General features: G+C 71.4%; 27 protein-coding genes. 14 read left to right on the forward strand and 13 right to left on the reverse strand.

Annotated features, from left to right (window positions below; genetic code table 11):
- Positions 1–57: 57 nt before the first annotated feature.
- The 4 genes from PV796_RS21590 to PV796_RS21605 form a co-directional block, all read right to left on the reverse strand.
- The gene (locus tag PV796_RS21590) at positions 58–1,485 is read right to left on the reverse strand and encodes an alkaline phosphatase family protein (RefSeq protein WP_274914966.1); all 1,428 of its coding nucleotides are present in this window, start codon (positions 1,483–1,485) and stop codon (positions 58–60) included.
- Positions 1,486–1,677: 192 nt separating this feature from the next.
- Entirely contained in the window at positions 1,678–2,316 is a 639-nt protein-coding gene (locus PV796_RS21595) for a DUF4291 domain-containing protein (protein WP_274914967.1), read from the reverse strand.
- A gap of 86 nt (positions 2,317–2,402) precedes the next feature.
- Positions 2,403–2,966, reverse strand: a complete 564-nt coding sequence (locus PV796_RS21600; RefSeq protein WP_342456925.1) for a nucleoside deaminase — start codon at positions 2,964–2,966, stop codon at positions 2,403–2,405.
- A 66-nt stretch (positions 2,967–3,032) separates the two neighbouring features.
- A complete protein-coding gene (locus PV796_RS21605) occupies positions 3,033–3,527 on the reverse strand; it encodes a PLD nuclease N-terminal domain-containing protein (protein WP_274914968.1) in 495 nt (164 codons plus the stop codon).
- Positions 3,528–3,614: 87 nt separating this feature from the next.
- Here PV796_RS21605 and PV796_RS21610 point away from each other — a divergent pair, with 87 nt between their 5' ends.
- Together PV796_RS21610 and mqnP are read left to right on the forward strand one after the other, a co-directional pair.
- The gene (locus tag PV796_RS21610; RefSeq protein WP_274914969.1) at positions 3,615–5,069 is read left to right on the forward strand and encodes a menaquinone biosynthesis decarboxylase; all 1,455 of its coding nucleotides are present in this window, start codon (positions 3,615–3,617) and stop codon (positions 5,067–5,069) included.
- The gene (gene mqnP, locus PV796_RS21615; RefSeq protein WP_274914970.1) at positions 5,066–5,968 is read left to right on the forward strand and encodes a menaquinone biosynthesis prenyltransferase MqnP; all 903 of its coding nucleotides are present in this window, start codon (positions 5,066–5,068) and stop codon (positions 5,966–5,968) included. The genes PV796_RS21610 and mqnP overlap by 4 nt, the downstream gene beginning before the upstream one ends.
- Before the next feature lie 172 nt (positions 5,969–6,140).
- Here the strand turns inward: mqnP and PV796_RS21620 are convergent, their stop codons facing one another.
- On the reverse strand, positions 6,141–6,716 hold the full coding sequence (locus PV796_RS21620) for a DUF4870 domain-containing protein (RefSeq protein ID WP_274914971.1): 576 nt from the start codon (positions 6,714–6,716) through the stop codon (positions 6,141–6,143).
- 119 nt (positions 6,717–6,835) lie between these two features.
- Complete coding sequence (locus tag PV796_RS21625) at positions 6,836–7,441, reverse strand: rhomboid family intramembrane serine protease (protein ID WP_274914972.1); 606 nt, start codon at positions 7,439–7,441, stop codon at positions 6,836–6,838.
- Positions 7,442–7,551: 110 nt separating this feature from the next.
- Here PV796_RS21625 and PV796_RS21630 point away from each other — a divergent pair, with 110 nt between their 5' ends.
- Positions 7,552–8,271 (forward strand): UbiX family flavin prenyltransferase, encoded by a 720-nt coding sequence (locus tag PV796_RS21630; protein WP_274914974.1) that lies wholly within the window; start codon positions 7,552–7,554, stop codon positions 8,269–8,271.
- On the opposite strand, the gene PV796_RS21635 is transcribed toward PV796_RS21630, so the two are convergent.
- Entirely contained in the window at positions 8,268–8,402 is a 135-nt protein-coding gene (locus PV796_RS21635) for a hypothetical protein (protein WP_274914975.1), read from the reverse strand. The two genes, PV796_RS21630 and PV796_RS21635, sit on opposite strands and share 4 nt — an antisense overlap.
- A gap of 126 nt (positions 8,403–8,528) precedes the next feature.
- Between PV796_RS21635 and PV796_RS21640 the strand changes: the two genes are divergently transcribed.
- The 5 genes from PV796_RS21640 (at position 8,529) to PV796_RS21660 (ending at position 13,067) form a co-directional block, all read left to right on the forward strand.
- Positions 8,529–8,987, forward strand: a complete 459-nt coding sequence (locus tag PV796_RS21640) for an Lrp/AsnC family transcriptional regulator (RefSeq protein WP_274914976.1) — start codon at positions 8,529–8,531, stop codon at positions 8,985–8,987.
- Positions 8,988–9,163: 176 nt separating this feature from the next.
- Positions 9,164–10,327, forward strand: coding sequence for an aminofutalosine synthase MqnE (gene mqnE, locus PV796_RS21645; RefSeq protein ID WP_274919168.1), 1,164 nt, complete (start codon positions 9,164–9,166; stop codon positions 10,325–10,327).
- 40 nt (positions 10,328–10,367) lie between these two features.
- On the forward strand, positions 10,368–10,892 hold the full coding sequence (locus tag PV796_RS21650) for a GNAT family N-acetyltransferase (protein ID WP_274914977.1): 525 nt from the start codon (positions 10,368–10,370) through the stop codon (positions 10,890–10,892).
- Between the two features lie 97 nt (positions 10,893–10,989).
- Positions 10,990–11,277 carry a DUF4229 domain-containing protein gene (locus tag PV796_RS21655; RefSeq protein WP_274914978.1) on the forward strand — a complete coding sequence of 96 codons (288 nt, stop codon included), beginning with the start codon at positions 10,990–10,992 and terminating at the stop codon, positions 11,275–11,277.
- A gap of 425 nt (positions 11,278–11,702) precedes the next feature.
- Positions 11,703–13,067: a dicarboxylate/amino acid:cation symporter gene (locus PV796_RS21660; RefSeq protein WP_274914979.1), complete on the forward strand. Its 1,365-nt coding sequence runs from the start codon at positions 11,703–11,705 to the stop codon at positions 13,065–13,067.
- Between the two features lie 151 nt (positions 13,068–13,218).
- On the opposite strand, the gene PV796_RS21665 is transcribed toward PV796_RS21660, so the two are convergent.
- Positions 13,219–14,181, reverse strand: coding sequence for an alpha/beta fold hydrolase (locus PV796_RS21665; RefSeq protein ID WP_274914981.1), 963 nt, complete (start codon positions 14,179–14,181; stop codon positions 13,219–13,221).
- A 212-nt stretch (positions 14,182–14,393) separates the two neighbouring features.
- Between PV796_RS21665 and PV796_RS21670 the strand changes: the two genes are divergently transcribed.
- Entirely contained in the window at positions 14,394–15,077 is a 684-nt protein-coding gene (locus tag PV796_RS21670; protein ID WP_274914982.1) for a TetR/AcrR family transcriptional regulator, read from the forward strand.
- Between the two features lie 331 nt (positions 15,078–15,408).
- On the opposite strand, the gene PV796_RS21675 is transcribed toward PV796_RS21670, so the two are convergent.
- The 3 genes from PV796_RS21675 to PV796_RS21685 form a co-directional block, all read right to left on the reverse strand.
- Positions 15,409–15,720 carry a hypothetical protein gene (locus PV796_RS21675; protein WP_274914983.1) on the reverse strand — a complete coding sequence of 104 codons (312 nt, stop codon included), beginning with the start codon at positions 15,718–15,720 and terminating at the stop codon, positions 15,409–15,411.
- 12 nt (positions 15,721–15,732) lie between these two features.
- Entirely contained in the window at positions 15,733–15,870 is a 138-nt protein-coding gene (locus PV796_RS21680) for a hypothetical protein (RefSeq protein WP_158690127.1), read from the reverse strand.
- Positions 15,871–16,411: 541 nt separating this feature from the next.
- Entirely contained in the window at positions 16,412–16,615 is a 204-nt protein-coding gene (locus PV796_RS21685) for a cold-shock protein (protein ID WP_274914984.1), read from the reverse strand.
- A gap of 249 nt (positions 16,616–16,864) precedes the next feature.
- On the opposite strand from PV796_RS21685, the gene PV796_RS21690 reads away from it, so the two are divergent.
- Entirely contained in the window at positions 16,865–17,776 is a 912-nt protein-coding gene (locus PV796_RS21690) for a menaquinone biosynthetic enzyme MqnA/MqnD family protein (RefSeq protein WP_274914985.1), read from the forward strand.
- A gap of 43 nt (positions 17,777–17,819) precedes the next feature.
- Here PV796_RS21690 and PV796_RS21695 read toward each other — a convergent pair whose 3' ends face one another.
- Positions 17,820–18,962 carry an alpha/beta hydrolase gene (locus PV796_RS21695; protein ID WP_274914986.1) on the reverse strand — a complete coding sequence of 381 codons (1,143 nt, stop codon included), beginning with the start codon at positions 18,960–18,962 and terminating at the stop codon, positions 17,820–17,822.
- Positions 18,963–19,114: 152 nt separating this feature from the next.
- Here PV796_RS21695 and PV796_RS21700 point away from each other — a divergent pair, with 152 nt between their 5' ends.
- The 4 genes from PV796_RS21700 (at position 19,115) to PV796_RS21715 (ending at position 25,096) form a co-directional block, all read left to right on the forward strand.
- Entirely contained in the window at positions 19,115–21,121 is a 2,007-nt protein-coding gene (locus PV796_RS21700; protein ID WP_274914987.1) for a serine/threonine-protein kinase, read from the forward strand.
- Between the two features lie 122 nt (positions 21,122–21,243).
- Positions 21,244–22,443 carry a cyclic dehypoxanthinyl futalosine synthase gene (mqnC, locus tag PV796_RS21705; RefSeq protein ID WP_274914991.1) on the forward strand — a complete coding sequence of 400 codons (1,200 nt, stop codon included), beginning with the start codon at positions 21,244–21,246 and terminating at the stop codon, positions 22,441–22,443.
- A 382-nt stretch (positions 22,444–22,825) separates the two neighbouring features.
- Complete coding sequence (locus PV796_RS21710; protein WP_274914992.1) at positions 22,826–23,398, forward strand: imidazolonepropionase-like domain-containing protein; 573 nt, start codon at positions 22,826–22,828, stop codon at positions 23,396–23,398.
- 990 nt (positions 23,399–24,388) lie between these two features.
- Entirely contained in the window at positions 24,389–25,096 is a 708-nt protein-coding gene (locus PV796_RS21715) for a demethylmenaquinone methyltransferase (protein ID WP_274914993.1), read from the forward strand.
- Between the two features lie 507 nt (positions 25,097–25,603).
- Here PV796_RS21715 and PV796_RS21720 read toward each other — a convergent pair.
- A complete protein-coding gene (locus tag PV796_RS21720; RefSeq protein ID WP_274914994.1) occupies positions 25,604–26,515 on the reverse strand; it encodes a D-alanyl-D-alanine carboxypeptidase family protein in 912 nt (303 codons plus the stop codon).
- Positions 26,516–26,711 lie beyond the last annotated feature (196 nt).

Raw genomic sequence — 26,711 nt, forward strand, 5'->3', positions numbered from 1 at the left:
ACGGACGGCCTCTTCCCGAGGCCGTCCGTACGGCACCGTCGTCTGCGCGGCCTTCTGTCAGCGGCGCCTGCGCCCGCCGTGTTCCTGCCGCGGCGGGCGCTGGTCCGCGCCCGGCAGCTCCGGCTTCGGCAGGTGGGCCACCTCCCACTGCGCCTCGGCCAGCTTCTCGGCGGTGTCCCGGGGCAGCCGCGGCGCGTGGTGCGCGGGGGAGCGGAAGCCGAACGCCGAGGTCAGATCGCCGAACGTGTCCCGCCGCCAGTCGCTGATGTTGGGCTCGGTCACGCCCGTGAACCGTTCCAGGAACTGCAGCACCGAGGTGTGGTCGAAGGCGTCGCCGGCCGCCCAGCCGCCCACCGTCCAGGGGGAGATGATCAGGCACGGCACCCGGAAGCCGGCCCCGATCGGCAGGCCCTGGACGAACTCGTCCTTGGTCCCGGCCGGCGCCACCGGCGGCGGCACGTGGTCGAACAGGCCGTCGTTCTCGTCGTAGTTGAGGATGAAGGCGGTCTTCGCCCACACCTTGGGGTTCGAGGCGACCGCCTCGATCTTCTGGGCCACGTAGTCGGCGCCGGCGGCCGGCAGGTAGTCCGGGTGCTCCGACTGGTGGCTGGTGGGAATCAGCCAGGAGACCGCCGGCAGCCGGTCGTTGCGGGCGTCGTCCTCGAAGGAGCCGGCCGGCCGGCGCCGCATGCCCCGCTCGTACAGGGCGCTGTCCGGCTTGGCGTCCCGGAACGTCTGGAACTGCTCCAGCAGGTTGCAGCCGTAGTTGTCCTCCTCCTGGTACACCTGCCAACTGATGCCGGCCGCCTGGAGCCGCTCCGCGTACGTCGTCCATCGGTACGGCTTGGGCGCGGTGTTGTCGAGGATCGGGCCGCCGTGGGTGCCGCCCGGGTCGAGGGTGCCGGTCATCCAGTACAGGCGGTTGGGCCAGGTCGGCCCGAAGACCGAGCAGAAGTAGTTGTCGCAGAGGGTGAACGCCTCGGCGAGGGCGAACTGGAAGGGGATGTCCTGGCGGGTGTGGTAGCCCATCACGTAGGGGCCGTTGATGCCGTCGGCCTTGCGGTGCGCGGGCAGCCAGCGGTCCATCTTGCCGCCGTTCCACGCCTCGTGCTGGACCGACCAGGCGTGGCTGGTGGAGGGGATGGCCTGGGCGCTGGAGGTATGGGTGTTGAGGCGGAACGGCAGCAGATAGCCGTCGGGGTTCTCGGCGTCGGGCTGGTAGAAGACGGAGCGGCCGGTGGAGAGTTCGAGCGCGTGCGGGTCGTTGAAGCCGCGGACGCCGCGGAGGGTGCCGAAGTAGTGATCGAAAGAACGGTTCTCCTGCATCAGCAGGACGACGTGCTCGATGTCGCGCAGTGAGCCGTTACGGGGGGGACCCGCGGCGACGGCCTTCTGGACGCTGGGCGGCAGTAGCGACAGTGCGGCGGTGCCGCCGATCGCCGCTGCCGCCGAGCCGAGGAGTCTGCGTCGGGTCATATTCGGCATATGTGCCACTCTCCCTGAGTCGCGTAGGCCCTCGGTGGACCTTCCCGACTTTGGCGGTGGCCTAGTTTCGCGGGCAGGGGGAGGTTGCTGAACGGCGCGTCAATTGGCCGTGAACAGACCCGAGTTGGCTGGTCAGCCCTACGTCCCGTACGTCACGTGACGCAGCGCACGACCACTTGCGCACCACTCCGGCTACGCCTTTGCGGCGATTGACGGGGACACGCGGCTTACGCCCGGAGTTCCCTCGGGCGCCGGGTACGGGCGTTCGTCGGGGAGCAGTGCGCGGGCGGCGTCCTCCTCGCCGGCGCGCACCAGCGCGCGGATCTTCCGGGCCAGCGGCGTCACCTCGCGGACGGCGACCAGCCACTCGTCCGCGTACGCCCGGGACAGCGCGCCGGACAGCCCCAGTTGGAGCGAGCGGTGCGGGAGCGGCCGCAGGCGCAGATCGCGCTCGGGGTCCCACTGGACGCGGGCCGGGGAGGCGCGCAACGCGCGCTGCCAGGCGGCGCGGTCGGGGTGCTGGGCGGGGTCGTAGTGCGACAGGCACGCGTCGCGCAGCGCCCGGTCGAAGCCCTCCCGGGCGATCTCGATGGCCAGCACCGTCTCCTGGCCGGCCTTGGTGGCCCAGCCGCAGCGGTACATCATCCACAGGAACGACGGCTTGATCCACGTCATCCGGTCCCGTTTCCAGGCGGCCGGGAAACGGCCCTCGCGCGCCGCGGGGTGGCCCAGCGCCGGCGCGTACGCCTGGTAGACGGTGACGGTGTCGGTGGTGTGCAGTGCGCGGACGCGGCGGAACGGCTCGCGGGACGTGGGGGTGCCGGGGCTCATGACGGCCCATCCTGCCGACGCCGGGCGCCGCGGACCACCGGATTACGCGTCAGCCTTCGGCGCCCCGCTCCGACGGGCCGACGGCCTCAGACGCCGCCGATGTCCTCCTGCCACAGCTCCGGGTGCGCCCCGATGAACTCCCGCATCAGCGCCGCGCATGCGCGGTCGTCCAGCAGCACCACCTGCACGCCGTGCCGGGCCAGCCAGTCGTGCCCGCCGTGGAAGGTCCGGGCCTCGCCGATGACGACCCGGGAGATCCCGAACTGGCGGACCAGCCCGCTGCACAGCCAGCACGGCGACAGCGTGGTGACCATCGTCGTGCCCCGGTAGCCGCGCCGCCGTCCGGCCGCCTGGAAGGCCACGATCTCGGCGTGCCGGGACGGATCGCCGTCCTGCACGCGGCGGTTGCGGCCCAGGCCCAGCGGCGCGCCGTCCGGTCCGTAGAGCGCCGCCCCGATGGGGATGCCGCCCTCGGCCAGCCCCGCCCGGGCCTCGGCGAGGGCCGTCGCCAGCATCGCGCGGGCCTGCTCCTGGAGGTGGTCGGGGTGCCCGGACAGATCCTCGTGGCCGTCGATGTGGCCGTAGCGGCGGACGGCCTCGCGGTCCTGTCCCCACGTCCGCGGCCGGTCCCGATCCGGTGCCTGGTCCATGCGGTCACTCTTCCCGCCCGGCCGGCCGTCGCAACGCCCGCTGGGCCGGACGGCCGTGAGGGGGGCTCAGGACGCGGCGGGCGGGGTCTCCTCGGGGCCCTTGCGGCCGCCGGGCCCGTCGCCGGACCCCCCGGCGCCGCTGCCGTCCGCGCCCTTCGGGCCCTTCGGGCCGTCGCCGGGCCCGGCCTCCTTGCGGCGCAGCTCCTCCTCGCGGCGGCGCAGATCGGCCTCCCAATCCTTGAGCAGCGCCTCGTCCTTCGTGTTCTCCTCGCGCAGCGACCGCAGGAACTCGGGGTTGTCGTCCGGCGCCACCCACGCGGCGCCGGAGTTGCGGTGCCGCTCGGCGGGCGTGCCGCCCCGGCCGTTCGGGACGCGGTCCCGCGGCCGGCCCGCCACCAGCCAGGCGATCGGCCCGATCAGCACCTCGCCGAAGAGCAGGATGATGAACACCCACGCCACCTTCGGCAGCCCGCGGACCTGCGACTCGGGGGTGTTGAGGCAGTCGATGAAGGCGTAGATCCACAGCGCCAGCACCAGTAGGAACGGCAGATACCTGAGCATGACGGACGGTCCCCCTGGGCGCGCGGGCGGACCCGCGACGGGGCCCCGTGACCCGTACAGGGTAGTGCGTACCGGATACTGGAACGCATGGCTTATGACGATCTTCGCTCCCTGCTGCGGGCCCTGGAGCGCGAGGGCGACCTCAAGCGCATCAAGGCCGAGGTCGACCCGTATCTGGAAGTCGGCGAGATCGTGGACCGGGTGCAGAAGGCCGGCGGGCCGGCGCTGCTCTTCGAGAACGTCAAGGGCTCGGCGATGCCGCTGGCCATGAACGTCTACGGCACCGACCGCCGGCTCCTCAAGGCGCTCGGCCTGACCGACTACGAGCAGATCAGCGAGAAGATCAGCGGGCTGCTCAAGCCCGAACTGCCGCACGGCTTCGTGGGAGTGCGGGAGGCGTTCGGCAAGCTGGCGAACATGACGCACGTCCCCCCGAAGAGGGTCAAGGGCGAGGCGCCCGTCCAGGAGGTCGTGCTCACCGGCGACGACGTCGACCTGGAGAAGCTGCCGGCGCTGTTCACCTGGCCCAAGGACGGCGGCTCCTTCTTCAACCTCGGGCTGACCCACACCAAGCACCCCGAGACCGGCGTCCGCAACCTCGGCCTCTACCGCCTCCAGCGCCACGACAAGCGCACCATCGGGATGCACTGGCAGATCCACAAGGACAGCCGCAACCACTACCAGGTCGCCGCCAAGCGCGGCGAGCGGCTGCCGGTCGCGATCGCCTTCGGCTGCCCGCCGGCGGTGACCTACGCCTCCACCGCCCCGCTGCCCGGCGACATCGACGAGTACCTCTTCGCCGGCTTCCTCCAGGGCAAGCGGATCGAGATGGTGGACTGCAAGACGGTCCCGCTCCAGGTCCCGGCCAACGCCGAGGTCGTCATCGAGGGGTGGCTGGAGCCCGGCGAGATGCTGCCGGAGGGCCCGTTCGGCGACCACACCGGCTTCTACACGCCGCAGGAACCGTTCCCCGCGCTGAAGATCGACTGCGTCACGATGCGGCGGCGCCCGCTGCTCCAGTCGATCGTGGTGGGCCGGCCGCCGACCGAGGACGGCCCGCTGGGCCGGGCCACCGAGCGGTTCTTCCTCCCGCTCCTCAAGATCATCGTCCCGGACATCGTGGACTACCACCTCCCCGAGTCCGGCGGCTTCCACAACTGCGCGATCGTCTCGATCGACAAGAAGTACCCCAAGCACGCCCAGAAGGTGATGCACGCCATCTGGGGCGCCCACATGATGTCGCTGACCAAGCTGATCGTGGTGGTGGACGCGGACTGCGATGTGCACGACCTCCACGAGGTCTCCTGGCGGGCGCTGGGCAACACCGACTACGCCCGCGACCTGACCGTCGTCGAGGGCCCGGTCGACCACCTCGACCACGCCTCCTACCAGCAGTTCTGGGGCGGCAAGGCGGGCATCGACGCCACCAAGAAGTGGCCCGAGGAGGGCTACACCCGCGACGGGGGCTGGCCAGACATGGTCGAGTCGGACCCGGCGATCGCCGAGCGGGTGACGAAGCGTTGGAAGGAGTACGGGCTGTGAGCGCGTCTGCTGCCGCGGTACCGCAAACGGGAAAGACCAGGGCCTTCCTGCGGCTCGTCGTCATCGAGCACTCGGTCTTCGCGCTGCCCTTCGCCTACATCGCCGCGTTCACCGCGATGCAGCGGCTGGACCAACACGTCCACTGGCTGCGGCTGTTGCTCGTCACCGTCGCCATGGTCGGCCTGCGCACCTTCGCGATGGCCGTCAACCGCATCATCGACCGGGAGATCGACGCCCGTAACCCGCGCACGGCCGGGCGCGAACTGGTCACCGGCGCGGTCTCGGTGAAGTCCGCCTGGACCGGCGCGCTGATCGCCGTGGTGGTCTTCCTGGGCGCGGCCGCGCTGCTCAACCCGCTGTGCCTCGCGCTGGCGCCGGTGGCCGTGGTGCCGATGGTGGTCTACCCCTACGGCAAGCGCTTCACCAACTTCCCGCACGCCATCCTCGGCCTCGCCCAGGCGATGGCCCCGGTCGGCGCCTGGCTCGCGGTCACCGGTTCCTGGTCCTGGGAGTCGGTGATCCTCGGGCTCGCGGTCGGCATCTGGATCGGCGGCTTCGACCTGATCTACGCCTGCCAGGACGTCGAGGCGGACCGCCAGAACGGCGTGAAGTCCGTGCCGGCCCGCTTCGGCGTGCCGGGCGCGCTCTGGGGCGCCCGCTGGTGCCACGTCGCCACGACCGCGCTGCTGGCGTGGTACGGCGTCGCCATCGGCGCCGGCCTCTTCTTCTGGATCGGGCTGGTGATCGTGGCGGTGGCCTTCTGCTACGAGCACGCGATCGTGCGCCCGCACGACACCTCCCGCCTCAACCGGGCGTTCTTCCAGGTCAACAGCTTCATCGGCATCGCGCTGTTCGTCTGCGCGCTGCTGGATCTGTTCGTCCGCGGGCTGACGCCGTGAACGACCCGACGCCGTAAACGACGCCCGACGTCGTGAGGCCCTGACGCCCTGGCACCGTGACGTCGCGGTGCCGGGGCGTTCTGGCGTCGTGGTGCCGTGGCGACCCGACGACGTCGCGGCCCGCCGCGCTCCGACGTGCTCCGGGACCCGTCGCCCGCCCGGCAGTTGCCGCTCAGCCCTTCACGAGCGGCCAGGCGATCAGCCGCGGATAGCGCCACGGCTCGCCCTTGTTGGCCTTGGTCGTGGCGACGATGGCGTAGACGATGCCGGATATCGCGTAGGCCGCCATGACCACCATGACGGTCAGCAGCGGCACGGCCAGCCCCGGCGGCGCCTCGCTGCTCCCGCTGTGGTCGGCGGCGGCGAAGACGAGCGCGCTGCCGAAGTACAGCACCACGCCGAGCACCGCGACGATGGTCTGGGTGAGGCCGAAGTTCAGTGCCTGGGTGGCGTGGTGGCGGACAGAGGGGTCGTGCTTGTGGCGGGCGCTGCCCCGGATGGACAGTGGGGCGATCCAGCCCAGGAAGCCGCCCAGGCCGCAGAACATCGAGCCCGCGGTGATGGTCAGCACTGCGCCGAGGTGGGCCCACATCGCCGGGCCCGTCGCGGGCGCGGGCGGTGGTGGGACGCCGTAGCCGGGGGCGGCCTGGTAGCCGTAGCCGGCCGCGCCGGGGTGGCCGTAGCCGCCGGGCGGGGGCTGCTGCCAGCCCGCGGACGGGCCGTAGCCCACCTGGTAAGGGTCCGACATCTCTACTCCCCCGCATCTGCGTCCCCGTGTCTCCCGACGGGCCGCGCCGTGGTGTCGCGCGGCCGTCACGTCCCGTTCGCCGGTACGAGAACGGCCGGACCGGGACGATGAGTTCGAGACTACGGGGCGGGTCTGACAACGGTGCCGGCCGCCGGCACCGCCCGCCCCCGCCCGCGCAGCAGGCACGCCGCCAGCACCCCGCCGATCAGCCCGAACAGATGGCCCTGCCAACTGATCCCGCTGGTGGTGGGCAGCGCGCCCCACAGGATCGAGCCGTAGAGCAGGCCGACGCCCACCCCGATCGCGATGTCCAGCGGCTTGCGCTCGATGAAGCCGCGCACCAGCAGATAGCCGAAGAGCCCGAAGACCACCCCGGAGGCGCCCGCGGTGTTGCTGTGCGCCGGGGCGGTCAACCACACGCCCAGGCCGCTGACGACGATGATCAGCAGGGCCGCGGCGAGGAACCGGCGGATGCCGCTGCGCAGCGCGGCGACGAAGCCGAGCACCAGCAACGGCAGCGTGTTGGCCGCCAGATGCTCGAAGCCGAAGTGCAGGAAGGCGGCGGGCACCACGTCGACCAGCTCGGCCGGATCGCGGGGCTGGATGCCGAAGGCGTCGAGGGCGTTGCCACTGAGGGTGTCGATGCCTTCCAGGACCCAGAGCAGCGCGACCCAGCCCACCATCAGCAGCAGTGCGGGCCTGGCCCCTGCGGTCCGCGGTGTCATCGCCGGCCCCCTTCGTCGTCGTTCTCGTGCGCCGCCCGGTGGCGTCGTACCGGCGCACAGGTAGTAACGGTCGTGACGGTCCCGGTGGTTCCGCCGGATAGGCTCGATCCGTGGAGCCGCCGCACAACAACACCAGCAAGCAGGACCCGGGCCGTCGCCCGTGGGTCGTGGGAATCTCCGGCGCGTCCGGGACGCCGTACGCCGCGTCCGTGCTGCGCGGGTTGCTCGCCGCGGGGGAGGCGGTGGACTTGATCGTCAGCCGGGCGTCGCGGTTGACGCTGCTGGACGAGACCGGCATCGCCTTCCGGGACGCGCACTGGCGCAGCGACCTTCGGGAGTGGCTGGCGCGCGGCGCGGACGGCAAGCCGGACACCTTCCGGGTGACCGACGAGATGCTGGCGCGGGTGCGGCACTGGCCGGCCGGGGACCTGGCGGCGGGGCCGTCGTCGGGTTCGTACCCGGTGCGGGGGATGCTGATCGTCCCGGCGAGCACGGCGTGCGTGGCCGGGGTGGCGCTGGGGCTGTCGAAGGACCTGCTCCAGCGGGTGGCGAGCGTGACGCTCAAGGAGCGGCGGCCGTTGGTCGTCGCGGTGCGGGAGACCCCGTTGAACGGGCCGACGCTCAAGCACTTGGTGGCGCTGGATGAGGCGGGCGCCGTGGTGCTGCCCGCCTCTCCGGCGTTCTACGCGGGTGCGACGCACATCCAGGATCTGGTGGACTTCGTCGCGGGCCGGGTGCTCGATGCGGCACAGGTGCCGCACGGGCTGTACCGGCGGTGGGAAGGGGAGCTGGGGGGCGGCTCCAAGGGGGAGGCCCCCGAAGCTCGTTAGCGCTTCTTGGTGAGGGCGCGGCCGAGGCGGCGCCGGGCCCGCGGGGTAGTGGGCTGCTGGGCGGCACGAGAACGATTGGCCTGGTCCTGCAGCTCACGCATGCGGGCGTAGGCCATCTCGATCGAGTACACGGTGACAACTCCTGTTGAAAGATCGTCCTTGATCGTTCTAAATGAATCACAGGGCTAGGACCCCTGTATGCCTTAGATTCTACATGCAAAACGCAGAAACGCGGAAAGATTGGAAGGCTTGAGGGCATGGACGCGGTGGATAGGCAGCTCATTCAGGCACTTCGCGAGAACGGCAGGGCCTCCTACGCGGAACTCGGCCGGCTCGTCGGCCTCTCCGGCCCCAGCGTCACGGACCGGATCAACCGCCTCGAAGCGGCCGGAGTGATCACCGGATACCGCGCGACGGTCGACGCCGCCTCGCTCGGGCTGGGCGTGACCGCCCTGGTCGGCATCTCCCTCTCGGACGCCGCCGACCACGAGGACGTCGCCCGCCGGCTCAAGGACCTCGCCGAGATCGAGGACTGCTGGTTCATCGCCGGCGACGACTCCTACATGCTCAAGGTCCGGGTCGGCGACGTGGACGGACTGGAGCGCACCATCCGGCGGCTGTCCGGCACCAAGGGCGTCTCCCGCACGCGGACCACGATCGTGCTCTCCACCAAGTGGGAGAACCGGGTCGGCGAGCTCCCCGAAGAGGTCGGCTGAGCCCGGCGTACACCGCGGCGGACGGGGCCCCGGGCGGCGCCCAAGGGGCCTCCGTCCGCCGCGGAAGCGGGGGAGTAGGCTCGGCGAAGCCCGTTTTTCGCAGGAACGGCCGACGTTCCAGGTGGAACGGCCGGTGACACACAGAGATGGTGGGAGGCGACCCGATGGCGGCGTCGATGGATGCGGGCCTCAAGCGCGAGCTGGAGGAGAAGGTCCACGCCGGGGAGCGACTGACCCGCGAGGACGGGATCGCCCTGTACGAGTCCGACGACCTGGCGTGGCTGGGTGGCCTCGCCCATGAGGTGCGGACCCGGAAGAACGGCGACGCCGTCCACTTCAACGTCAACCGCCACCTCAACATGACCAACGTGTGCACCGCGTCCTGCGCGTACTGCTCGTTCCAGCGCAAGCCGGGCGAGAAGGACGCGTACACGATGCGCATCGAGGAGGCCGTCCGCCTCGCCAAGGCGATGGAGAACGACAACCTCACCGAGCTGCACATCGTCAACGGCCTGCACCCGACCCTGCCGTGGCGCTACTACCCGCGCTCGCTGCGGGAGTTGAAGAAGGCGCTGCCGAACGTCTCCCTCAAGGCGTTCACCGCCACCGAGATCCACCACTTCGAGACCATCTCCGGCCTGTCCGCCTCCGAGATCCTCGACGAACTGATCGACGCCGGGCTGGAGTCGCTGACCGGCGGCGGCGCCGAGATCTTCGACTGGGAGGTCCGTCAGCACATCGTTGACCACGCCACCCACTGGGAGGACTGGTCGCGGATCCACCGCCTCGCCCACGAGAAGGGCCTGAAGACCCCGGCCACCATGCTCTACGGGCACATCGAGGAGCCCCGCCACCGCGTGGACCACGTCCTGCGGCTGCGCGAGCTCCAGGACGAGACCGGCGGCTTCCAGGTCTTCATCCCGCTGCGCTACCAGCACGACTTCGTCGACATGAAGGACGGCAAGGTCCGCAACAAGCTCCAGGCGCGGACCACGATGGCCAGCGGTGCCGAGGCCCTGAAGACCTTCGCGGTCTCCCGGCTCCTCTTCGACAACATCCCGCACGTCAAGGTCTTCTGGGTGATGCACGGCGTGCAGACCGCCCAACTCGCCCTCCAGCACGGCGCCGACGACATGGACGGCTCGGTCGTCGAGTACAAGATCACGCACGACGCGGACAACTACGGCACGCCGAACAAGCTCACCCGCGACGACCTGCTGGACCTGATCCGCGACGCCGGCTTCCGCCCCGTCGAGCGCAACACCCGCTACGAGACCATCCGCGAGTACCCCGGCCCGGACCCGGAGCGCCGCGAGTCCCCGCAGCCGATGCGGCTCTGATCCGGCCGGGGCCCCGCGGGGCCCCGGTAGGGTCCGCCCCATGAGCGTGCGCTTCGAGCCGGACCCCGCCGTCACCCCGGAAGTCCGGGACGGGATCTGCCAGTTGTGGGCGGACGTCTCCAACGCGGGCGGCGCGGTCGGCTTCGTCCCGCCCGTCACCCCGCAGGACGTCCGCTCCCACCTCCTGCGCCACCTCGCCGCCCTCGCCGAGGGCGGCGAGCGGCTGCTCCTCGGCCGGGACGCCGACGGCCGCGTCGTGGCCACCGCGTTCCTCACCGCCAACTGGCACTGGATGTCCACCCACTGGCTGTGGGTCTCCACCGTCATGGTCCACCCCGACCTCCAGGGCCGGGGCGCCGGCCGCGCGCTGATGGCCGCGGTCGCCGACGTCGCCCGCGGCATCGACGGCATCATCGGCCTCCGGCTCACCTGCCGCGGCGGCACCGGCCTGGACCGCTTCTACGCGTCCTGCGGCTACCGCGAGATCGGCCGCGCCCCGCGCGCGATCAAGCTCGCCGACGACGAGCTCCGCGACGACCTGACGATGTGGCTCGACCTGGCCTGAAGCGCCCGCGGACCGGGGGCCCGGAAGATCGCCCGGCGTCCTGTGCTTGACTGGACGGCAGACCCTTTCGGTTGCCGTTGAGAAGAAGGTCCCGACCGTGAGTAGCTCCAAGTTCGCCACGCTCCGCTACACCGCCCTTCGCATCGGCCTGTTCGTCGTCTGCTTCGCCGCGGTGTGGGTGCTGGCCTACTTCCGGATCATTCCGCTCGGCGCCGGCAACTCCAACACGATCTGGCTGCTGCTGCTCGCCATCGTCATCTCCGCGCCGCTCAGCTTCGTGCTGCTGCGCAAGCAGCGGGACGCGATGTCCGAGCAGATCGTGGCCAAGGTGGATCGCCAGAAAGAGCGGCTCGCCGCCAACCAGCGCATGGAGGACAGCCTCTAAGGCCCCGTCCGCCCACCCCGGACTGTAAGACGCGTCACGTCGGCGCGCCGTCCGTCCCCCACCCCCGTACGGCGCCCGGTCCGCGGAGTCCCAACTCCCCGGACCGGGCGCCGTTTTGCGGCCTTCCGCCCGCTCCGTGGTGCTGCGTCAGCCCTTGTCCCCGACTCAAAGATTTTCTTTGGGTTCCTCAAAGTTCAAGTGTTAACGTGCTTGTCATGAAGACAGCAGCCGCGCCCTCGAATCCCATGAGCGTCCCGCTCGTGGGGCGCCTGCACGTCGATCTTTGCCGCTGCATGTCCGCGGCCTGTTGCCGCCGCTGACATGCCCCCAGCGGCCGGAGATCCCGCGTACGGACCTCCTGGCGCTCTTGCACGCCGTTCCCGACGCCCCGCGTCCCACGTCTTCCCGTCACCGGAGTGTGTCCGTTGTCCACGTCTGCCCAGACCCCTGCGCCCGCGAAGGCGCCCCAGACCCCGAAGTCCTCCCGAATACCCAAGATCCCGTTCTGGGTGCAGATCCTGGCCGGTCTCGTCCTCGGCGTGCTGCTCGGCTGGGTCGCCAAGAGCGGTGACATCGGCTGGCTCGGCTCCACCCTGGAGCACATCGGCGACCTCTTCGTCCAGTTGCTGAAGCTGGCCGTCGCCCCCCTGGTCTTCTTCGCGATCCTGGTCTCGATCACCAACCTGCGGCAGGTCAACAACGCCGCCCGGCTGGCCACCCGCACCCTGCTGTGGTTCATGGTCACCTCGCTGATCGCGGTGGCGATCGGCCTGGCCATCGGCCTGCTGACGCACCCCGGCGCGGGCACCGGCCTGACCCCCAAGGACGGCAAGCTCCCCCAGCACACCGGCTCCTGGATCGACTTCCTCACCGGCATCGTCCCCACCGACGTCATCACGCCGTTCACCCAGCTCAACGTCATGCAGATCGTCTTCATGGCGGCCGTCGCCGGCATCGCCGCGCTGCAGCTCGGGGAGAAGGCCGAACCGGTCCTCAAGATCAGCCGCTCCGCCCTGGAGCTGCTCCAGAAGGCCCTGTGGTGGGTCATCCGGCTCGCCCCGATCGGCACCGTCGGCCTCATCGGCCACGCCATCGCCACCTACGGCTGGAACCTCATCGGCAAGTACGCGACCTTCACCGTCGACATCTACGTCGGCTGCGCCCTGGTCCTCTTCGTCGTCTACCCGCTGCTGCTGTCGTCCGTCGCCAAGGTCAACCCGGTGCAGTTCTTCCGCGGCGCCTGGCCCGCCATCCAACTGGCGTTCGTCTCCCGCTCCTCGGTCGGCACCATGCCGGTCACCCAGAAGGTCACCGAGCGCCTCGGCGTGCCCAAGGAGTACGCCTCCTTCGCGGTGCCGTTCGGCTCGACGACCAAGATGGACGGCTGCGCCTCCATCTACCCGGCGATCGCCGCGATCTTCATCGCCCAGATCTTCAACGTCCACCTGGGCATCGCCGACTACGTCCTGATCGCCTTCGTCTCGGTCATCGGCTCCGCCGCCACCGCCGGCCTCACCGGCGCCACGGTCATGCTGACCCTGACCCTCTCGACGCTGGGCCTCCCCCTGGAGGGCGTCGGCCTGCTGATGGCCATCGACCCGATCCTGGACATGATGCGCACCGCCACCAACGTGGCCGGCCAGTCGGTCATCCCGATCCTGGTCTCGGCCCGCGAGAAGATCCTGGACCGCGACGCCTACGCCCGCGCCACCAGCGTGAACATCGCCGACGACGCGGTGACCGGCGCCGGAGCGGCCGAGGAGCGGGAGCCGGTGGTGGCAGCGGCCTGACCGGCCGCGGGCCCGGGTCCGTACCTGCCCCTTCCCCGCAGTTCACCGCAGCGCCCCCGCGGCCCGTTCTCCCTACGGGCCGCGGGGGCGCTGCGGTGTCCCGCTGGCTCACGCAACGGGGCTTTGCCGCGGCCCGGTTGTGCGCCAGCGCTTACCGCGCGCCCCGTTGCGCCCCGGTGTGGGTCACGATCGCGTCCGTCAGCGGACGGTGGGTCTCCGGCGGCAGGGCATGCCCCATCCCCGGGACCTCCACCACCGCGGCGTTCCCGATCGCCTGCGCGAGGTGCTGCGGGTGCGGCGGCGGGAACACCGGCTCGGCCGGCGCGGAGACCACCAGCACCGGCACCGCGTTCCGCGCCAGCGCGTCGGTGCGGAGCATCCCGCCGTCGTCGGCACGACCGTGGGCGGTGCCGACGTGGTGGTGCCCGGTGTGCGCGATGACCCGGCGCTCCAGCGCGCGGAAGTAGCCCTCGTCGAACGGCAGTTGACCACCGGCGAGCGCCCGCCAGTGCGTGACCCGGCGCGCGATCTCGGCCTCCTCGCCCTGGTCCACCACCGGGCGCGCCCACAGCTCCCGCACCTCCGGGGCGACGCCCGGCAGCTCCGCCACCGGGACGGTGCCGCCGTCGGGCCGGGTGTACGGGGCGGCGCTGAGCGCGCAGGTGCCGATCAGGGTGGCGCTGAGCAGCCGTCCCGGATGGTCGGCGAGCACCATCTGGACGAGCATGCCGCCCAGCGACATCCCGACGAGATGCGCCCGCTCGATGCCGAGCCCGTCCAGCACGGCGACCACATCGGCCGCGAGGTCCGCGATCCGGTACGGCCGTTCCTCGAACGACCAGGTGGAGCGGCCGGTGTCCCGGTGGTCGTAACGGATCACCCGGTGGTACGCGGCCAGCGCGTCCACCAGCGGCTCCGGCCAGCCGACGCCGGTGGCCTGGGCGCCCATGACCAGCAGCAGCGGGGGCGCGTCGGCGGGGCCGCGCTGCTCGGTCCAGAGCCGGATGCCGGGGGCGGCGTCGACGAAGCGTTCCTCGGCGCCGGGTTGTTCGGTTTCCGCCGTCGTCTGCTCGTGGCGGCGCTGCGGGTGTGGCTGGTGGGGCGGCTGCGGCATGGGGACCTCCGGGGGCGGGGCGGGTGGGCCGCGCTGGGTGGGCCCGGTGGCTGCGGGAGTTGCGTTGCGCGCTACGCGATCAATGCGTAACGAACCGTATCGTCTCGTTATGGCCGCATCGTGTCAACCAAGGAGGGTCCGGAAAACGAAGATCGTAAACTTACTCGGCGGTCAATGCCGTGCCGGGGGCGGGACGATGGAGGGGCTTCAGGGTGGGAGCTGCCAAGAGCAAGCGGGTGCCGCGGGCCATACGGGAGCAGCAGATGATGGACGCCGCGGTGCGGACGTTCGCCCGACGGGGGTACCGGGCGGCCTCCATGGACGAGATAGCCGAACTCGCCGGCGTCTCCAAGCCGTTGGTCTACCTCTACCTCAATTCCAAGGAAGACCTGTTCAGCGCCGTCATCCGGCGCGAGTCGGCCGCCCTGATGGCGGCCGTGACCGCGGCCGTGGAGCCCGGGGCCGCCGCCGACCGACAGCTCTGGAGCGGGCTGATCGGATTCTTCGCGCACACCGCCGAACACCCGGACGGCTGGGCGGTGTTGCACCAGCAGGCGCGGACGCAGGGGGAGCCGTTCGCGGTCGAGGTGGCCGCGACGCGGGCGGAGATCGTGCGGTTCGTGACCGGGCTGATCGCGGCCGCCGCGAAGGAGGCGGGGTGCGTGGGGGAACTGGCCGACCGCGAGGTGGCGGGCCTGGCGCACGCCCTCGTCGGTGCCGCGGAGTCGCTCGCCGAGTGGGCCAACGCCCGTACGGCCGACGGGACTTCGGCGTTCGGCTACGCGGGCGAGTGCGCGCCGCCGACGGCCAAGGAGGCGGCGACGACGCTGATGAACTTCGCGTGGGTGGGGCTGGGGCGGCTGATGGCGGGGGAGCGGTGGGCCGCCGGGGGGTGAGGGGGCGTTCCCTTCGGTGCGGTCGGGCGGGGGCGGGCGCCGTCCGGTGGGCGGGGGGGGGGCTTCGTGATCTCCTGTCGTTGCCGACTGCCCGCCGGCGGGTCCCGTCGGTCTGCTGGCCGTCGGCCTGCGCCGTCGACGGCTCTCCGGCCGTGGGACGGACGGTCCTGGTCGCCGGTTTCCGCTCCAAGGTCGCGGTCCGCTGTGAGATGGGGCGCGTTGACGAAAGGGGTTGCCCTGGCTCTGGAGCCGGGGGCCTTCGCGCGTCAAACTGGAACCCCGTGTCACCTCTGTGGGGGAGGTGGCACGGGGCCTGCTTTCTGACGGGTTCCTAACGAGGGGGCAGCGCCACCGCTGTCTGCATCTGGCAGGAGTTGCACCAGAACGCCCATCCGTTGGCGTCCACGGAACGCGAACCGCAGGCCAGGCACGGGTCGCCGACGAAGCTGGCCGCGACCCACGCGCCGGCCGATGCGGCCCGTCGACCCGCCGCCGCCCGTTCTTCCGCATAGCAGGGAATGCACACGCCGCCCTCCCGGCCGGGCAGTTTCATCGGGCGCAATCCGCAGGCGGCGCACGGGAGCCTGCCGACGTACTGGGCGTCCAGGCCGACCGGCTTGCCGTTTCTGCTGAAGGCCGCCATGGCCTCCCTCCTCTATGCCAGGACGGTTCCGGTGCCGGCGCAGCCGGAGCACTGCGTGGTGACCTTGTGGCCGCCAGGGGTCTCCCACTCGACGGTGCCCGCGCCGCCGCAGTCCGGACAGGGTTTCTGCGGGGGCATGTTCTCGCTCATTCTGCCCACGGTAGGACTTGTCATGTGGCCGCGTGACCACTTTCCGTGATCGTGGTGAAGGGTTGGGTGTGAAGGCGAGAGCGGGTCCGGTTTTTCCGGGACTGGTCGAATTTGTGGATCGGGGCGCCCGGGGCGGGGAGGGCGCAGGCCAGGGCGGTGGCGGGGTGGCTCGGGGTGGGAATGGCGGTGGTTTTCCGGCACCGGAATCCTGGAAATCCGCAATCCGAACTTGCTGGTGCGGGGTATTTCCGAGGGCTCTCGGGGGAGGGGAATTCCGCGTTCCGTTCCCGGCGAGGGGGACCGGTGGCGGGTGAGGGCGGGGTGCCGGAAGGGGGCGGCGCCGGGTGGCGGATGGAGTCGCCGGTGCGCCGGTCGCGGGCGCCGGGCGCCCAATATTCACGAGGTATTCATTTTTCGGCGCGGGGGCGGTGTGGCTACGAAAGGCTGTACAAAAGGCAGGAGCCCCACTCTCCGCCGAAGCGGAGTGGGGCTCCTTGGGTACTACTTATCGACTTGTAGAGGAGAAGCCGGAGCGGTTAGCTCAGGCCGGGGAGACGTTCTCCGCCTGCGGGCCCTTCGGGCCCTGGGTCACGTCGAAGGTGACCTGCTGGTTCTCCTCAAGGGAGCGGAAACCGGTGGCGTTGATCGCCGAGTAGTGGACGAAGACGTCCGGGCCGCCGCCGTCCTGGGCGATGAAGCCGAAGCCCTTTTCAGCGTTGAACCACTTGACGGTTCCGGTAGCCATGAGCCCTCCTTGGGCCAAAGGGTTGCCCTGCTCCAGAACCTGCAAAGAAGTCTGAAAACTACAAAAGCCTGCGGTCACATGCTCCGCAGGCTCTGTACTGCAAGGGAAACCAAACTGCAACTTGGCCTGAGCCTAGCATGGTGCGCTCCGAAGGCGGAAGAGCCAAAGATCACGTTTGGCCGGGGGAAGGAAAGGCCACACCGGGCCCCCGGCGTCCGCCGGCGGAAGCCGCGGGTCTAGCCTCCGCGTGTGGACAATTCAACCTTCGGAGACGCACCCGTGGGAGCCGACGCCGACCACCGTCGCAGCCGGCCGCGGGTGGGCCACATCCAGTTCCTGAACTGCCTGCCCCTTTACTGGGGCCTGGCCCGTACGGGCACCCTCCTCGACCTGGACCTCACCAAGGACACCCCGGAGAAGCTCAGCGAGCGGCTGGTGCGCGGGGAGCTCGACATCGCACCGATCACCCTCGTCGAGTTCCTGCGCGCCGCCGACGACCTCGTCGCCTTCCCCGACCTCGCGGTCGGCTGCGACGGGCCGGTCATGTCCTGCGTGATCGTTTCGCAGAAGCCGCTGGAGCAACTGGACGGCGCCCGGATCGCCCTCGGGTCGACGTCCCGGACCTCCGTCCGGCTGGCGCAGCTCCTGCTCGCCGAGAAGATCGGCGTGCGGCCCGACTACTTCACCTGCCCGCCGGACCTCGGGCTGATGATGCAGGAGGCCGACGCGGCCGTGCTGATCGGCGACGCCGCGCTCCGCGCCAACCTGCACGACGGGCCCGCGCTGGGCCTGGACGTCCACGACCTGGGCCAGATGTGGAAGGACTGGACGGGACTGCCGTTCGTCTTCGCGGTCTGGGCGGCCCGGCGCGACTACCTGGAGCGCGAGCCGGAGGTCGTCCACCAGGTGCACGAGGCGTTCCTGGCCTCGCGCGACCTGTCGCTGGAGGAGGTCGGCAAGGTCGCCGAACAGGCCGCCCGCTGGGAACACTTCGACGCGGAAGTGCTGGAGCGGTACTTCACGACGCTGGACTTCCGGTTCGGGCCCGAGCAGTTGGGCGGCGTCACCGAGTTCGCGCGCCGGGTGGGACCGACGACCGGCTTCCCGGCCGATGTGGCGGTGGAGCTGCTGGCGGCCGAGCGGGCCGGCGCGCGGCCGTAGCGGGCCGGTGGCCGCCTCGGGGCGCGGCCGGCGGCTTGCGGGGCTACGGCGTCGGCGTCGGGCCGCGCAGGACCCGGCTGACGGCTTCCAGGCTCGCGTCCCGCATCCCGCGGACGTAGCTGCGGGCGTTGTGGCCGCCGCCCTCGATGACGTGCACCCGGGCGTGGACCGGCCCCTTGGCGTACCGCTGCACGAACCGCTCCAGATTGGCCCGGCCGCCCTCCTGCGTGCCTATCTGGAACTGGATGAAGACGTCCGGGGCACCGGGGCGGGCGGCCAGGCGCTGCGCCAGCCACTCGGGGTCGTTGGCCCGCTTCGCCGCCTCGTGGCCCCGCCACAGGGGCGAGTCCGGGCGGGTGTCCGGGCCGCTGGCGATCACCGCCTTGAAGCGGTCCGGGTGCGCCAGGACCTGCTTCAGGGCGACGAAACCACCGGACGAGGAACCCATGAACGCCCACCCGTCCCGGCTGGTGAACGTCCGGAAGTTGGCCCTGACCAGGTCGGGCACGTCGTCGGACATCCAGGTGCCCATCTTCGGCTGCCCGGGGATGTCGCTGCCGTCGTAGTAGCGCTTGCCGGGATTGAGGACCGGCATCGCCACGATGAACGGCCTGCCGCGCCCCAGGGCCGCCAGGTCCGTGACCGTCTTCTGGAGCTTGAGCTGAGGGCTGCTCCAGTAGTTGACGGGGAAGCCGTAGCTGCCGGGGAGGGCGATCAGGACGGGGAAGGCGCTGTTCCGGTAGCGGTCCTCGTAGTACTCCTTCGGCGCCCAGACCCACACCTCTCCGGTGAACCCCGACTTCTCGCCGCGCAGGGTGGTGACGCCGATCTTCGTGCCGTCGCCGAGCGTCGCCGCCGTACGGAAGTCGGCCCGCGGGCCGGTCGGCATCCGGACGGCCGGGTCCGACGCGACCGCCGGCGCCGGGCCGGGCACGCCCTCGGGCAGCGACCGGCTGAACGACATCGGCTCACCGGTGTCGTTCAGCACGTCCAGGTACTTGACGGCGGGGTAGACGCAGAGGCCGAGCACGGCGACCAGGCCGGTGAGGAAGGACATCCGCCACCGGGGGCGGGCCGACCGGCCGTCCCATGAACGGGTGCGGCGGGTACGGCCGATGAGGCCGCGGCGGGGGCTGCGGTACAGCCGGCGCGGGTCGTACGGGCGGTCCCCGGGGGTGTGATGCATGGGCGTTCTCCCGATGGACGGGCCCTGGGCGGGGTCGAGGGGCCGATGACCGGCTTGTGCCCTGTTTGATGCGGAAAGCGGGTTCTCGGTTTCGGGGGCCCGGCATGAACTCGGTCATAAGCTGAGGGCTGCCGTCTGGAGGGGGAGGCGCCATGGAACCGTTGGCCGCGGACGACCCACGGGTCCTGGGCGGATACCGGCTGCTCGGCCGCCTGGGGGCGGGCGGCATGGGCCGCGTCTACCTGGGGCGCAGCGCGGGCGGCCGCACCGTGGCGGTGAAGGCGGTGCACGCCCAGTACGCCGCGGACGAACAGTTCCGGGCCCGTTTCCGGCGCGAGGTCGCCTCGGCGCGACGGGTCGGCGGCGCCTGGACCGCGCCCGTCCTGGACGCCGACCCCGACGCCGCCGTCCCCTGGGTCGCCACCGGCTACGTCGCCGGCCCCTCCTTGACGCGCGTCATCGCCGACCACGGCCCGCTCGCCGCACCCTCCGTACGGGCCCTGGGCGCCGGCCTGGCCGAGGCGTTGACCGCGGTGCACGCGCTGGGGCTCGTCCACCGGGACGTCAAGCCCTCCAACGTGCTGCTGACGCTCGACGGGCCCCGGTTGATCGACTTCGGGATCGCCCGGGCAACGGACGGCACCGTCTCGCTGACCTCCACCGGGGCCTCGGTCGGTTCGCCCGGCTACATGGCGCCCGAGCAGATCCTCGGCAACGGTGCGGAAGGGGCCGCCGACGTCTTCTCCCTGGGGGCGGTGCTGGCGTTCGCGGCAACCGGGACCAACCCGTTCCCCGGGGACTCGACCGCCGCGCTGCTCTACAAGGTGGTGCACGAGGAACCCGAGCTGGGCCCGGAACTCACCGGCGCGCTGCGCGAGTTGGTGACCTCCTGTCTGGCGAAGGACCCGGCCCGGCGGCCCGCCCCGGAAGCCGTCGCGGCCCGGCTCACGGGCAGCGCCGGCGCGGCCGCGCTGGTGCGCGCCGGATGGCTGCCCGGCCCGCTCGTCGAACAGGTCAGCCGGCAGGCGGTGGCGCTGTTGGATCTCGATGCGGGGGATGGGGGTCAGGGGGCTACGGGGGCTGCCGGGGCCTTTGGAGCAGGGGGAGTTGGGCGGGGTGCCGTCGGTTCGGGCGCCGGCGGCCCGGATGCGGGCGGCCCGGACGCCTCCGGCCCGTTGGCGGGAACTGCGGCGCCCGGAGGGGCATTTGGGCCACCGGACCCCTCGTACGGGGGTGGGGCGGGGGCGGCATCCGGGACGGCTTCGGATACAGAAGCCGCATCCGGGACGGCCTCTGGGCTGATCCCGTTCGACAGTCCGGTGCAGGGAGGAGGGGACGCGCCACCTGGGAAGGGCGCGCCTACCGGGCCGGGAACCGGGGCGGGCCCCGTGCCGCCGGCCGTGCCTCCGCAGGCCGCCTGGCCCGAGGCCGGTACTCCGCGCGCCGCGGCCGCGCCCCCGCCGCCGTCCGCGTACTCGCCTCAGGCCGTGCCCGGTGCCGCGCCCTCGTCCGCGTCCCCCTCGGACATCGCCGACCTGCCGACCGGCTCCGCACCCTCCCGGGCTGCCGTGCCCGCCCCCAGGGAGCGGCGGATCGCGCTCAGTGGTGCGCTCGGCGGCAAGGACCGGTCCCGGAGGATGAGCTGCACCCTGGTGCTCTCGGTGGCCGGTGCGCTGGCGGTCGCCACCACCGCCGGGGTGCTCTTCGGCGTGCTCAAGGGGCCGGGGGGCGGCGGCAGCGCCGCCGAACCGCCGTCCGGCCACCGCCCCTCCACCCTGCCCTCCCCACCCGCCCAAGGCGCCGGCCGCGGCGTCCCGCACACCTTCCTGGGCACCTGGAACGGATCCGTCACCATGGCCAACGGCATCCCCAACGGCACCGTCTCCAGCGTCATCACGGCCGGCAACAAGGGCGACGTCGTCGTACGGACGACCTACGACGCGCTGCTCGTGCGCTGCCAGGCCAAGGCGAAACTGCTGTCGGCCACCGCCCGCGAACTGGTGCTCCAGGAGAGCCCCGACGGCACCCAGGGGCCGGGCTGCACCGGCAACACCTCCACCGTCACCTACACCCTCGGCACCAACGGCACGCTCACCTTCGCCTCGGACGACAAACGGGGCGGCACCCCGAAGGCGACCCTGACCAAGAGCGACGGCTGACGGCGTCGCCGCCGCCCGCGGACCGGCCGCCAGCAACGTTGTCAGACCCCTGGCGTACGCTGGTTCACGCCTTCAGTCCGACTTGTCAGTGCCAACTGTCAGCCTCCGAAAGGGACACCCCGGTGACCGAGAACGCCGACCTCCAGTCCGTACTCGACCGCGCCGCACAGGGTGGCCGCATCACCCCCGAGGAGGCGCTCGACCTGTACCGCTCCGCGCCGCTGCACGCGCTGGGCCAAGCCGCCGACGCCGTCCGCCGCCGCCGTTACGCCGGCACGGAGCACATCGCGACGTACATCATCGAGCGCAACATCAACTACACCAACGTCTGCGTGACGGCCTGCAAGTTCTGCGCCTTCTACGCCGCGCCCAAGGACACCAAGAAGGGCTGGACCCGCGACCTCGACGACATCCTGCGGCGCTGCGCGGAGACCGTCGAGCTGGGCGGCACCCAGATCATGTTCCAGGGCGGTCACCACCCGGACTACGGCGTCGAGTACTACGAGAAGCACTTCGCGGCCATCAAGAAGGACTTCCCCCAACTGGTCATCCACTCCCTCGGCGCGTCCGAGGTCGAGCACATGGCCCGGATCTCCGGGGTGAGCATCGAGGAGGCGATCCAGCGGATCCACGCCGCGGGCCTGGACTCCTTCGCCGGCGCCGGCGCGGAGCTCCTCCCCGCGCGCCCCCGCAAGGCCATCGCGCCCCTGAAGGAGTCCGGCGAGCGCTGGTTGGAGATCATGGAGGCGGCGCACAACCTGGGCGTGGAGTCCACGTCCACGATGCTGATGGGCACCGGCGAGACCAACGCCGAGCGCATCGAGCACCTGCGCATGATCCGCGACGTGCAGGACCGGACGGGCGGCTTCCGCGCCTTCATCCCGTACACCTACCAGCCCGAGAACAACCACCTGAAGGGCCAGACCCAGGCGACCCTCTTCGAGTACCTGCGCATGATCGCGATCGCGCGCATCTTCCTCGACAACGTCGCCCACATCCAGGGTTCGTGGCTGACCACCGGCAAGGAGATCGGCCAACTGTCGCTGCACTACGGCGCGGACGACCTCGGCTCGATCATGCTGGAGGAGAACGTGGTCTCCTCGGCCGGCGCCAAGCACCGCTCCAACCGCCAGGAGATCATCGACCTGATCCGCAAGGCGGGCCGGGTCCCGGCGCAGCGCGCGACGACGTACGAGCACCTGGTCGTCCACGACGACCCGGCCAACGACCCGGTCGACGACCGCGTCGTCTCGCACCTCTCCTCGACGGCCATCGAGGGCGGCACCGCCCACCCGGAACTGAAGCTCATCGACGCCAACTGACTACCGACCGGCCGGCGGATCAGGTCTCCGACCTCCAACTGGCCGGTGGACGGCCGCGGTTGGTGATCGACTGCGGTTAGCGTGCGGCTGCGGTTGGCGTGCGGCTGCGGTTGGTGACGTCCGGCCGCCGGCCCGCCCGCGGCCGGTCACGTCACCGTCATCCCACGCCACTCCGCGGGTCACGCCACATCCGAACCGGACGCATCCGAACCGGACGCATCCGAACCGGACGCATCCGAACCGGACGCATCCGAACCGGACGCATCTGGACTGGACGCATCCGAATCGGACGCATCTGGACCGGGCACATCTGAACCCAGACCGTCAATCGGCCACGGGGACCCGCCAATTGGCCGCGAGAACCCATGGTCACGGGAAGCCCATGCTGACGCTGCATCGAGTACGAGCCGTCCGGCTCACCGCCGCCGAGGACGCCGAGCCGCTCCTCGGGTACGCGGTCGTCGTCGACGGCGACCGGTTGGCCGCCGTCGGCCCGTACGAGGAACTGGCGGCGGCCTACGGCACGGCCCGGGTCCGGGAGTGGGACGGGACGCTGGCCCCGGGGCGCCACGAACCGGACGGCGCGGCGCTGTTGGAGGCCGCCTACCACCCCGATCCGCGCGAGGCCGCCGAACTGGGCACCGAGCCGCTGACCGGCGCGGCGCTGGCCGCCCTCCCCATGACCGAGGCCCGCTGGGGTGCCAGCGCCCGGCGCGGCCTCCAGCGCCTGCTGGCCGCCGGCACCACCAGCCTCGCCGGCCCGTTCACCCGCCCCACGGTCCGCACGGCGGTCCACCGCTCCGGCCTCCGCGAAACCGTCACCCCCGCCCGAGCGCCCCAGGGCGCACCGCGCCGCCTCACCCCCGGCGCCCCGGCTGACTTCGCCGTCTTCGCCCCGGACGGCACCTGCCTGGCCACCGTCCTCGCCGGCCGCCTCCTCCACCGCCGCCGCTGAACCACCCCGCACCACACGCACCACACCACCACACACCCGCACTTCCCCACGCCTCTCGCCACCATCACCCCCGCCACCATCACCATCACCACCACTGCACTCATCACGCTCCGCCGCACCAATTTCGCACTCCGTAACGAAGTTGGGAACGCTTCACGCTCCGTAATCGTTGCCGGAGTAAGAGGAGGCGGCGGCGCGACGCGGGGAGAGCGAGCCGGACGTGCACCAGGCGCGCGGCGCGGGGTTCCTGAGGTAGAGCGGCAGGCGCGCAGGGCCTGCGCAGGGGCGGGCACGCAGATCCTGTGCGGGCGTCCGAAGCAGGTGCAGGGGCAGGTGCAGAAGTGCAGCAGGCGGCTCGAAGTGCACAGGTGCCGGTGCAGGACCTCGAAGACGCAGAGTGGGCGGAGAGCGGAGTGGGGAAGGCGGAGAGGCGGACCGGAGGCGTCGAGCGGGAGGCGTTGAGGTGTGTGGGGGAGTGGTGGACGCGGGAGGGGAGTGAAGAGCGCGGGGGCGCATGCGGGTGTCAAGAACGCGTCAGGGCGCGCCGTTTGTGCATCAGGGCGGTGTCAACGGAAGCGGAGTGGGCGATTCAGGCCGGAAGGATCATGTTCGCGGGGACGGCCGTCGCCCGGCCGCTCACGATGCACTGCGCACCGCTAGACCGCCCGGAATGTCAGAGGGGGGCATGACGGCCGTCCCCGACCAATCACTTCCGTTCGCTTGGCCAGTCACTTCCGTTCGCTTGGCCAGAGTTGGCCAACTCTGGCCAACTCCTTCGCCCGGGACCTGCCGGGTTCGCCCGGTACCCGCGGGGCAGACCGCCCGGGACCCGTCGGGCAGGCGGGTCACCCGCAGGGTTGGGCGGCCCGGGGGACGGTGCAGGCGGGCCCGGGGAGCGGCCCGGGGTGTGGGCCGGATGGCAGCCCGGGTGGCGGGCCGGTCGGGACGCCCGGTGCCGGGGGCCGTCTCGGCACGGTGGACAATGGCCGGGTGACCCGAGCATCCCTGGACAAGCAGCCGCACGAAGTCGCCGCGATGTTCGACGACGTGGCGGCGCGGTACGACCTCACCAACGACGTGCTCTCGCTGGGCCAGGCGCGGCTCTGGCGCAGGGAGGTGGACCGCGCGGTGGCCGCGCGGCCCGCGGAGCGGGTGCTCGATCTCGCGGCCGGGACCGGTACCTCCTCGCTGCCGTTCGCGCAGAACGGGGCGTACGTCGTGCCGTGCGACTTCTCGGTCGGGATGTTGGGGGAGGGCAAGAAGCGGCGCCCGTGGCTGCCGTTCACGGCGGGGGACGGGACTCGGCTGCCGTTCGCGGACGGGGTGTTCGACGCCGTCACGATCTCCTTCGGGCTGCGGAACATCCAGGACACCGATGCGGCGCTCGCCGAGCTGTACCGCGTCACCAAGCCCGGTGGGCGGGTGGTGATCTGTGAGTTCAGCGAGCCGACCTGGGCGCCGTTCCGGACCGTCTACACCGAGTACCTGATGCGGGCGCTGCCGCCGGTCGCCCGTGCGGTCAGCAGCAACCCGGAGGCGTACGTCTACCTCGCGGAGTCCATCCGCACGTGGCCCAACCAACCCGAGTTGGCCGCCCGGCTCCAGGGCGTGGGCTGGACCAAGGTCGCCTGGCGCAATCTGACCGGCGGGATCGTGGCGTTGCACCGGGGCGTCAAGCCGCAGCCCGAGGAAGGCTGAGCCGCACCTACCGAGGCGGGGCGCCGAGCCGAGGCCGGGCGCCGAGACTGAGCCGGTAGCCGGTAGCCGGTAGCCGGTAGCCGGTAGCCGGTAGCCGGTAGCCGGTAGCCGGTAGCCGGTAGCCGGTAGCCGGTAGCCGGTAGCCGGGCGCGGGTGGGCCGGAGCCGGGCGGGGGTTGAGGCGGGGCTGCCGCGGGTTGGGACGGACGGTCGGCCGTGAGTGCGGGCCCCGCCGGTCGAGGGCCGAGTCAAGCCAACTGGCGTGTCCGCACCGGCAAGAGCCGAGCCGGCCGGCGAGTCGAGCCAATGAGCCGGCCCGAGTTGGCCCGAGTCGGCCGTTCATCGAGGCGCCGAACGTTCATCGAGGCGCCGAAGGGGGCGAGGGGCCCGAAGGGCGCGTGCGCTCGGAGAGATCGAGATGGTGTGCAGAGGGCCCGTCCGCAGGTGCGGACGGGCCCTCTGGCTTATGGCGGCGTGGCCGGCGAGTGGTGGCCGGCCTGTTCGCTGGCTACTTCTTGAAGGCGTAGTCCATGAGCTTCTTGGCGTCGGCGGTGCGGTTGTTCAGGTTCGGGGAGGCGAGCACCGTGCCGATGACGGTCTTGCCGCCGCGGGTGGCGGCGAAGACCAGGCAGTACTTGGCCTCCGGGCCCGAACCGGTCTTCACGCCGATGGTGCCCTTGTAGCTGCTGAGCAGGTTGTTGGTGTTGGTCCACGACATGTAGCGGTAGCCGCCGTTGCTCGTGGTGACCTTCTGCTTGGTGGACGTGGTGCCCACGACCGTGCGGAAGGTGGAGAACTTCATCGCGTTGCTGGCCAGCTTGGTCAGGTCGCGCGGCGTCGAGTAGTTCGTGCCACGCCCTATTCCGTCGAACGAGTCGAAGTGGGTGTTCTTCATCCCGAGGTTCTTGGCGGTGGTGTTCATCTGGCCGATGAACGACTTCACCCGGGCGTCGCGGGTCGAGCCGGCGCCGAACTTGTCGGCCAGCGCGTAGGCGGCGTCGCAGCCGGACGGGAGCATCAGCCCGTAAAGGAGCTGACGCACCGTCACCTTGTCGCCGACGATCAAGTGGGCTGACGAGGCCCAGTTGTTGTTGACGATGTAGTCGCTGTACGCCTTCTGGATCGTGACCTTGGAATCCAGGTTGAGGTTCTTCTGGGCCAGCACCACCCGGGCCGTCATGATCTTGGTGGTGGAGCCGGTGGACCGGCGGGTGTCCGCGGCCTTGGCGAACAGCGTCGAGCCGGTGCCGTTGTTCATCACGAAGCCGCCCGCGGCGGTGATCGTGGGGGTCGGGAGGGCGGCGGCCTGCGCCTGGGAGCCGAACGCCCCGGCGGTCAGGACGGCTCCGGTGGTGACGGCCACGGCGGAAGCGCGCCGGATGTCCTTGATGCCCCTGATGCCTTTGATGCCGATTTTCAAAGTGGATGCTCCAAATACCCCTGCGTTGCGGCCACATGGGCGTGCCGCTGACTCTTGAGACACTCAGAACGCGGCGATGGATGCGCCGCGGACGGACAGTTTTTCGTCAATTCCGTAGGCGGCGGGTTACTGGGGGTGAGCGGGCCGCGGGGTGCGGCGCCGGGGCCGCGGACGTCCGGGGACAACCCTTCAGGTT

Origin of the sequence: Streptomyces sp. WZ-12 (assembly GCF_028898845.1) — a bacterium.
Taxonomy (GTDB): Bacteria; Actinomycetota; Actinomycetes; order Streptomycetales; family Streptomycetaceae; genus Streptomyces.

Excerpts from the sequence above, each read along its gene's own strand:
- PV796_RS21695 (WP_274914986.1), bottom strand. The coding sequence starts at position 18,962 with ATGCATCACACCCCCGGGGACCGCCCGTACGACCCGCGCCGGCTGTAC.
- PV796_RS21605 (WP_274914968.1), bottom strand. The coding sequence starts at position 3,527 with ATGCTCAGGTATCTGCCGTTCCTACTGGTGCTGGCGCTGTGGATCTAC.
- PV796_RS21640 (WP_274914976.1), top strand. The coding sequence starts at position 8,529 with ATGGACGCGGTGGATAGGCAGCTCATTCAGGCACTTCGCGAGAACGGC.
- PV796_RS21610 (WP_274914969.1), top strand. The coding sequence starts at position 3,615 with ATGGCTTATGACGATCTTCGCTCCCTGCTGCGGGCCCTGGAGCGCGAG.
- PV796_RS21700 (WP_274914987.1), top strand. The coding sequence starts at position 19,115 with ATGGAACCGTTGGCCGCGGACGACCCACGGGTCCTGGGCGGATACCGG.
- PV796_RS21625 (WP_274914972.1), bottom strand. The coding sequence starts at position 7,441 with ATGACACCGCGGACCGCAGGGGCCAGGCCCGCACTGCTGCTGATGGTG.
- PV796_RS21595 (WP_274914967.1), bottom strand. The coding sequence starts at position 2,316 with ATGAGCCCCGGCACCCCCACGTCCCGCGAGCCGTTCCGCCGCGTCCGC.
- PV796_RS21600 (WP_342456925.1), bottom strand. The coding sequence starts at position 2,966 with ATGGACCAGGCACCGGATCGGGACCGGCCGCGGACGTGGGGACAGGAC.
- PV796_RS21710 (WP_274914992.1), top strand. The coding sequence starts at position 22,826 with ATGCTGACGCTGCATCGAGTACGAGCCGTCCGGCTCACCGCCGCCGAG.
- PV796_RS21665 (WP_274914981.1), bottom strand. The coding sequence starts at position 14,181 with ATGCCGCAGCCGCCCCACCAGCCACACCCGCAGCGCCGCCACGAGCAG.
- PV796_RS21650 (WP_274914977.1), top strand. The coding sequence starts at position 10,368 with ATGAGCGTGCGCTTCGAGCCGGACCCCGCCGTCACCCCGGAAGTCCGG.
- PV796_RS21675 (WP_274914983.1), bottom strand. The coding sequence starts at position 15,720 with ATGGCGGCCTTCAGCAGAAACGGCAAGCCGGTCGGCCTGGACGCCCAG.
- PV796_RS21680 (WP_158690127.1), bottom strand. The coding sequence starts at position 15,870 with ATGAGCGAGAACATGCCCCCGCAGAAACCCTGTCCGGACTGCGGCGGC.
- mqnE (WP_274919168.1), top strand. The coding sequence starts at position 9,164 with ATGGATGCGGGCCTCAAGCGCGAGCTGGAGGAGAAGGTCCACGCCGGG.
- PV796_RS21685 (WP_274914984.1), bottom strand. The coding sequence starts at position 16,615 with ATGGCTACCGGAACCGTCAAGTGGTTCAACGCTGAAAAGGGCTTCGGC.
- PV796_RS21590 (WP_274914966.1), bottom strand. The coding sequence starts at position 1,485 with ATGCCGAATATGACCCGACGCAGACTCCTCGGCTCGGCGGCAGCGGCG.
- PV796_RS21620 (WP_274914971.1), bottom strand. The coding sequence starts at position 6,716 with ATGTCGGACCCTTACCAGGTGGGCTACGGCCCGTCCGCGGGCTGGCAG.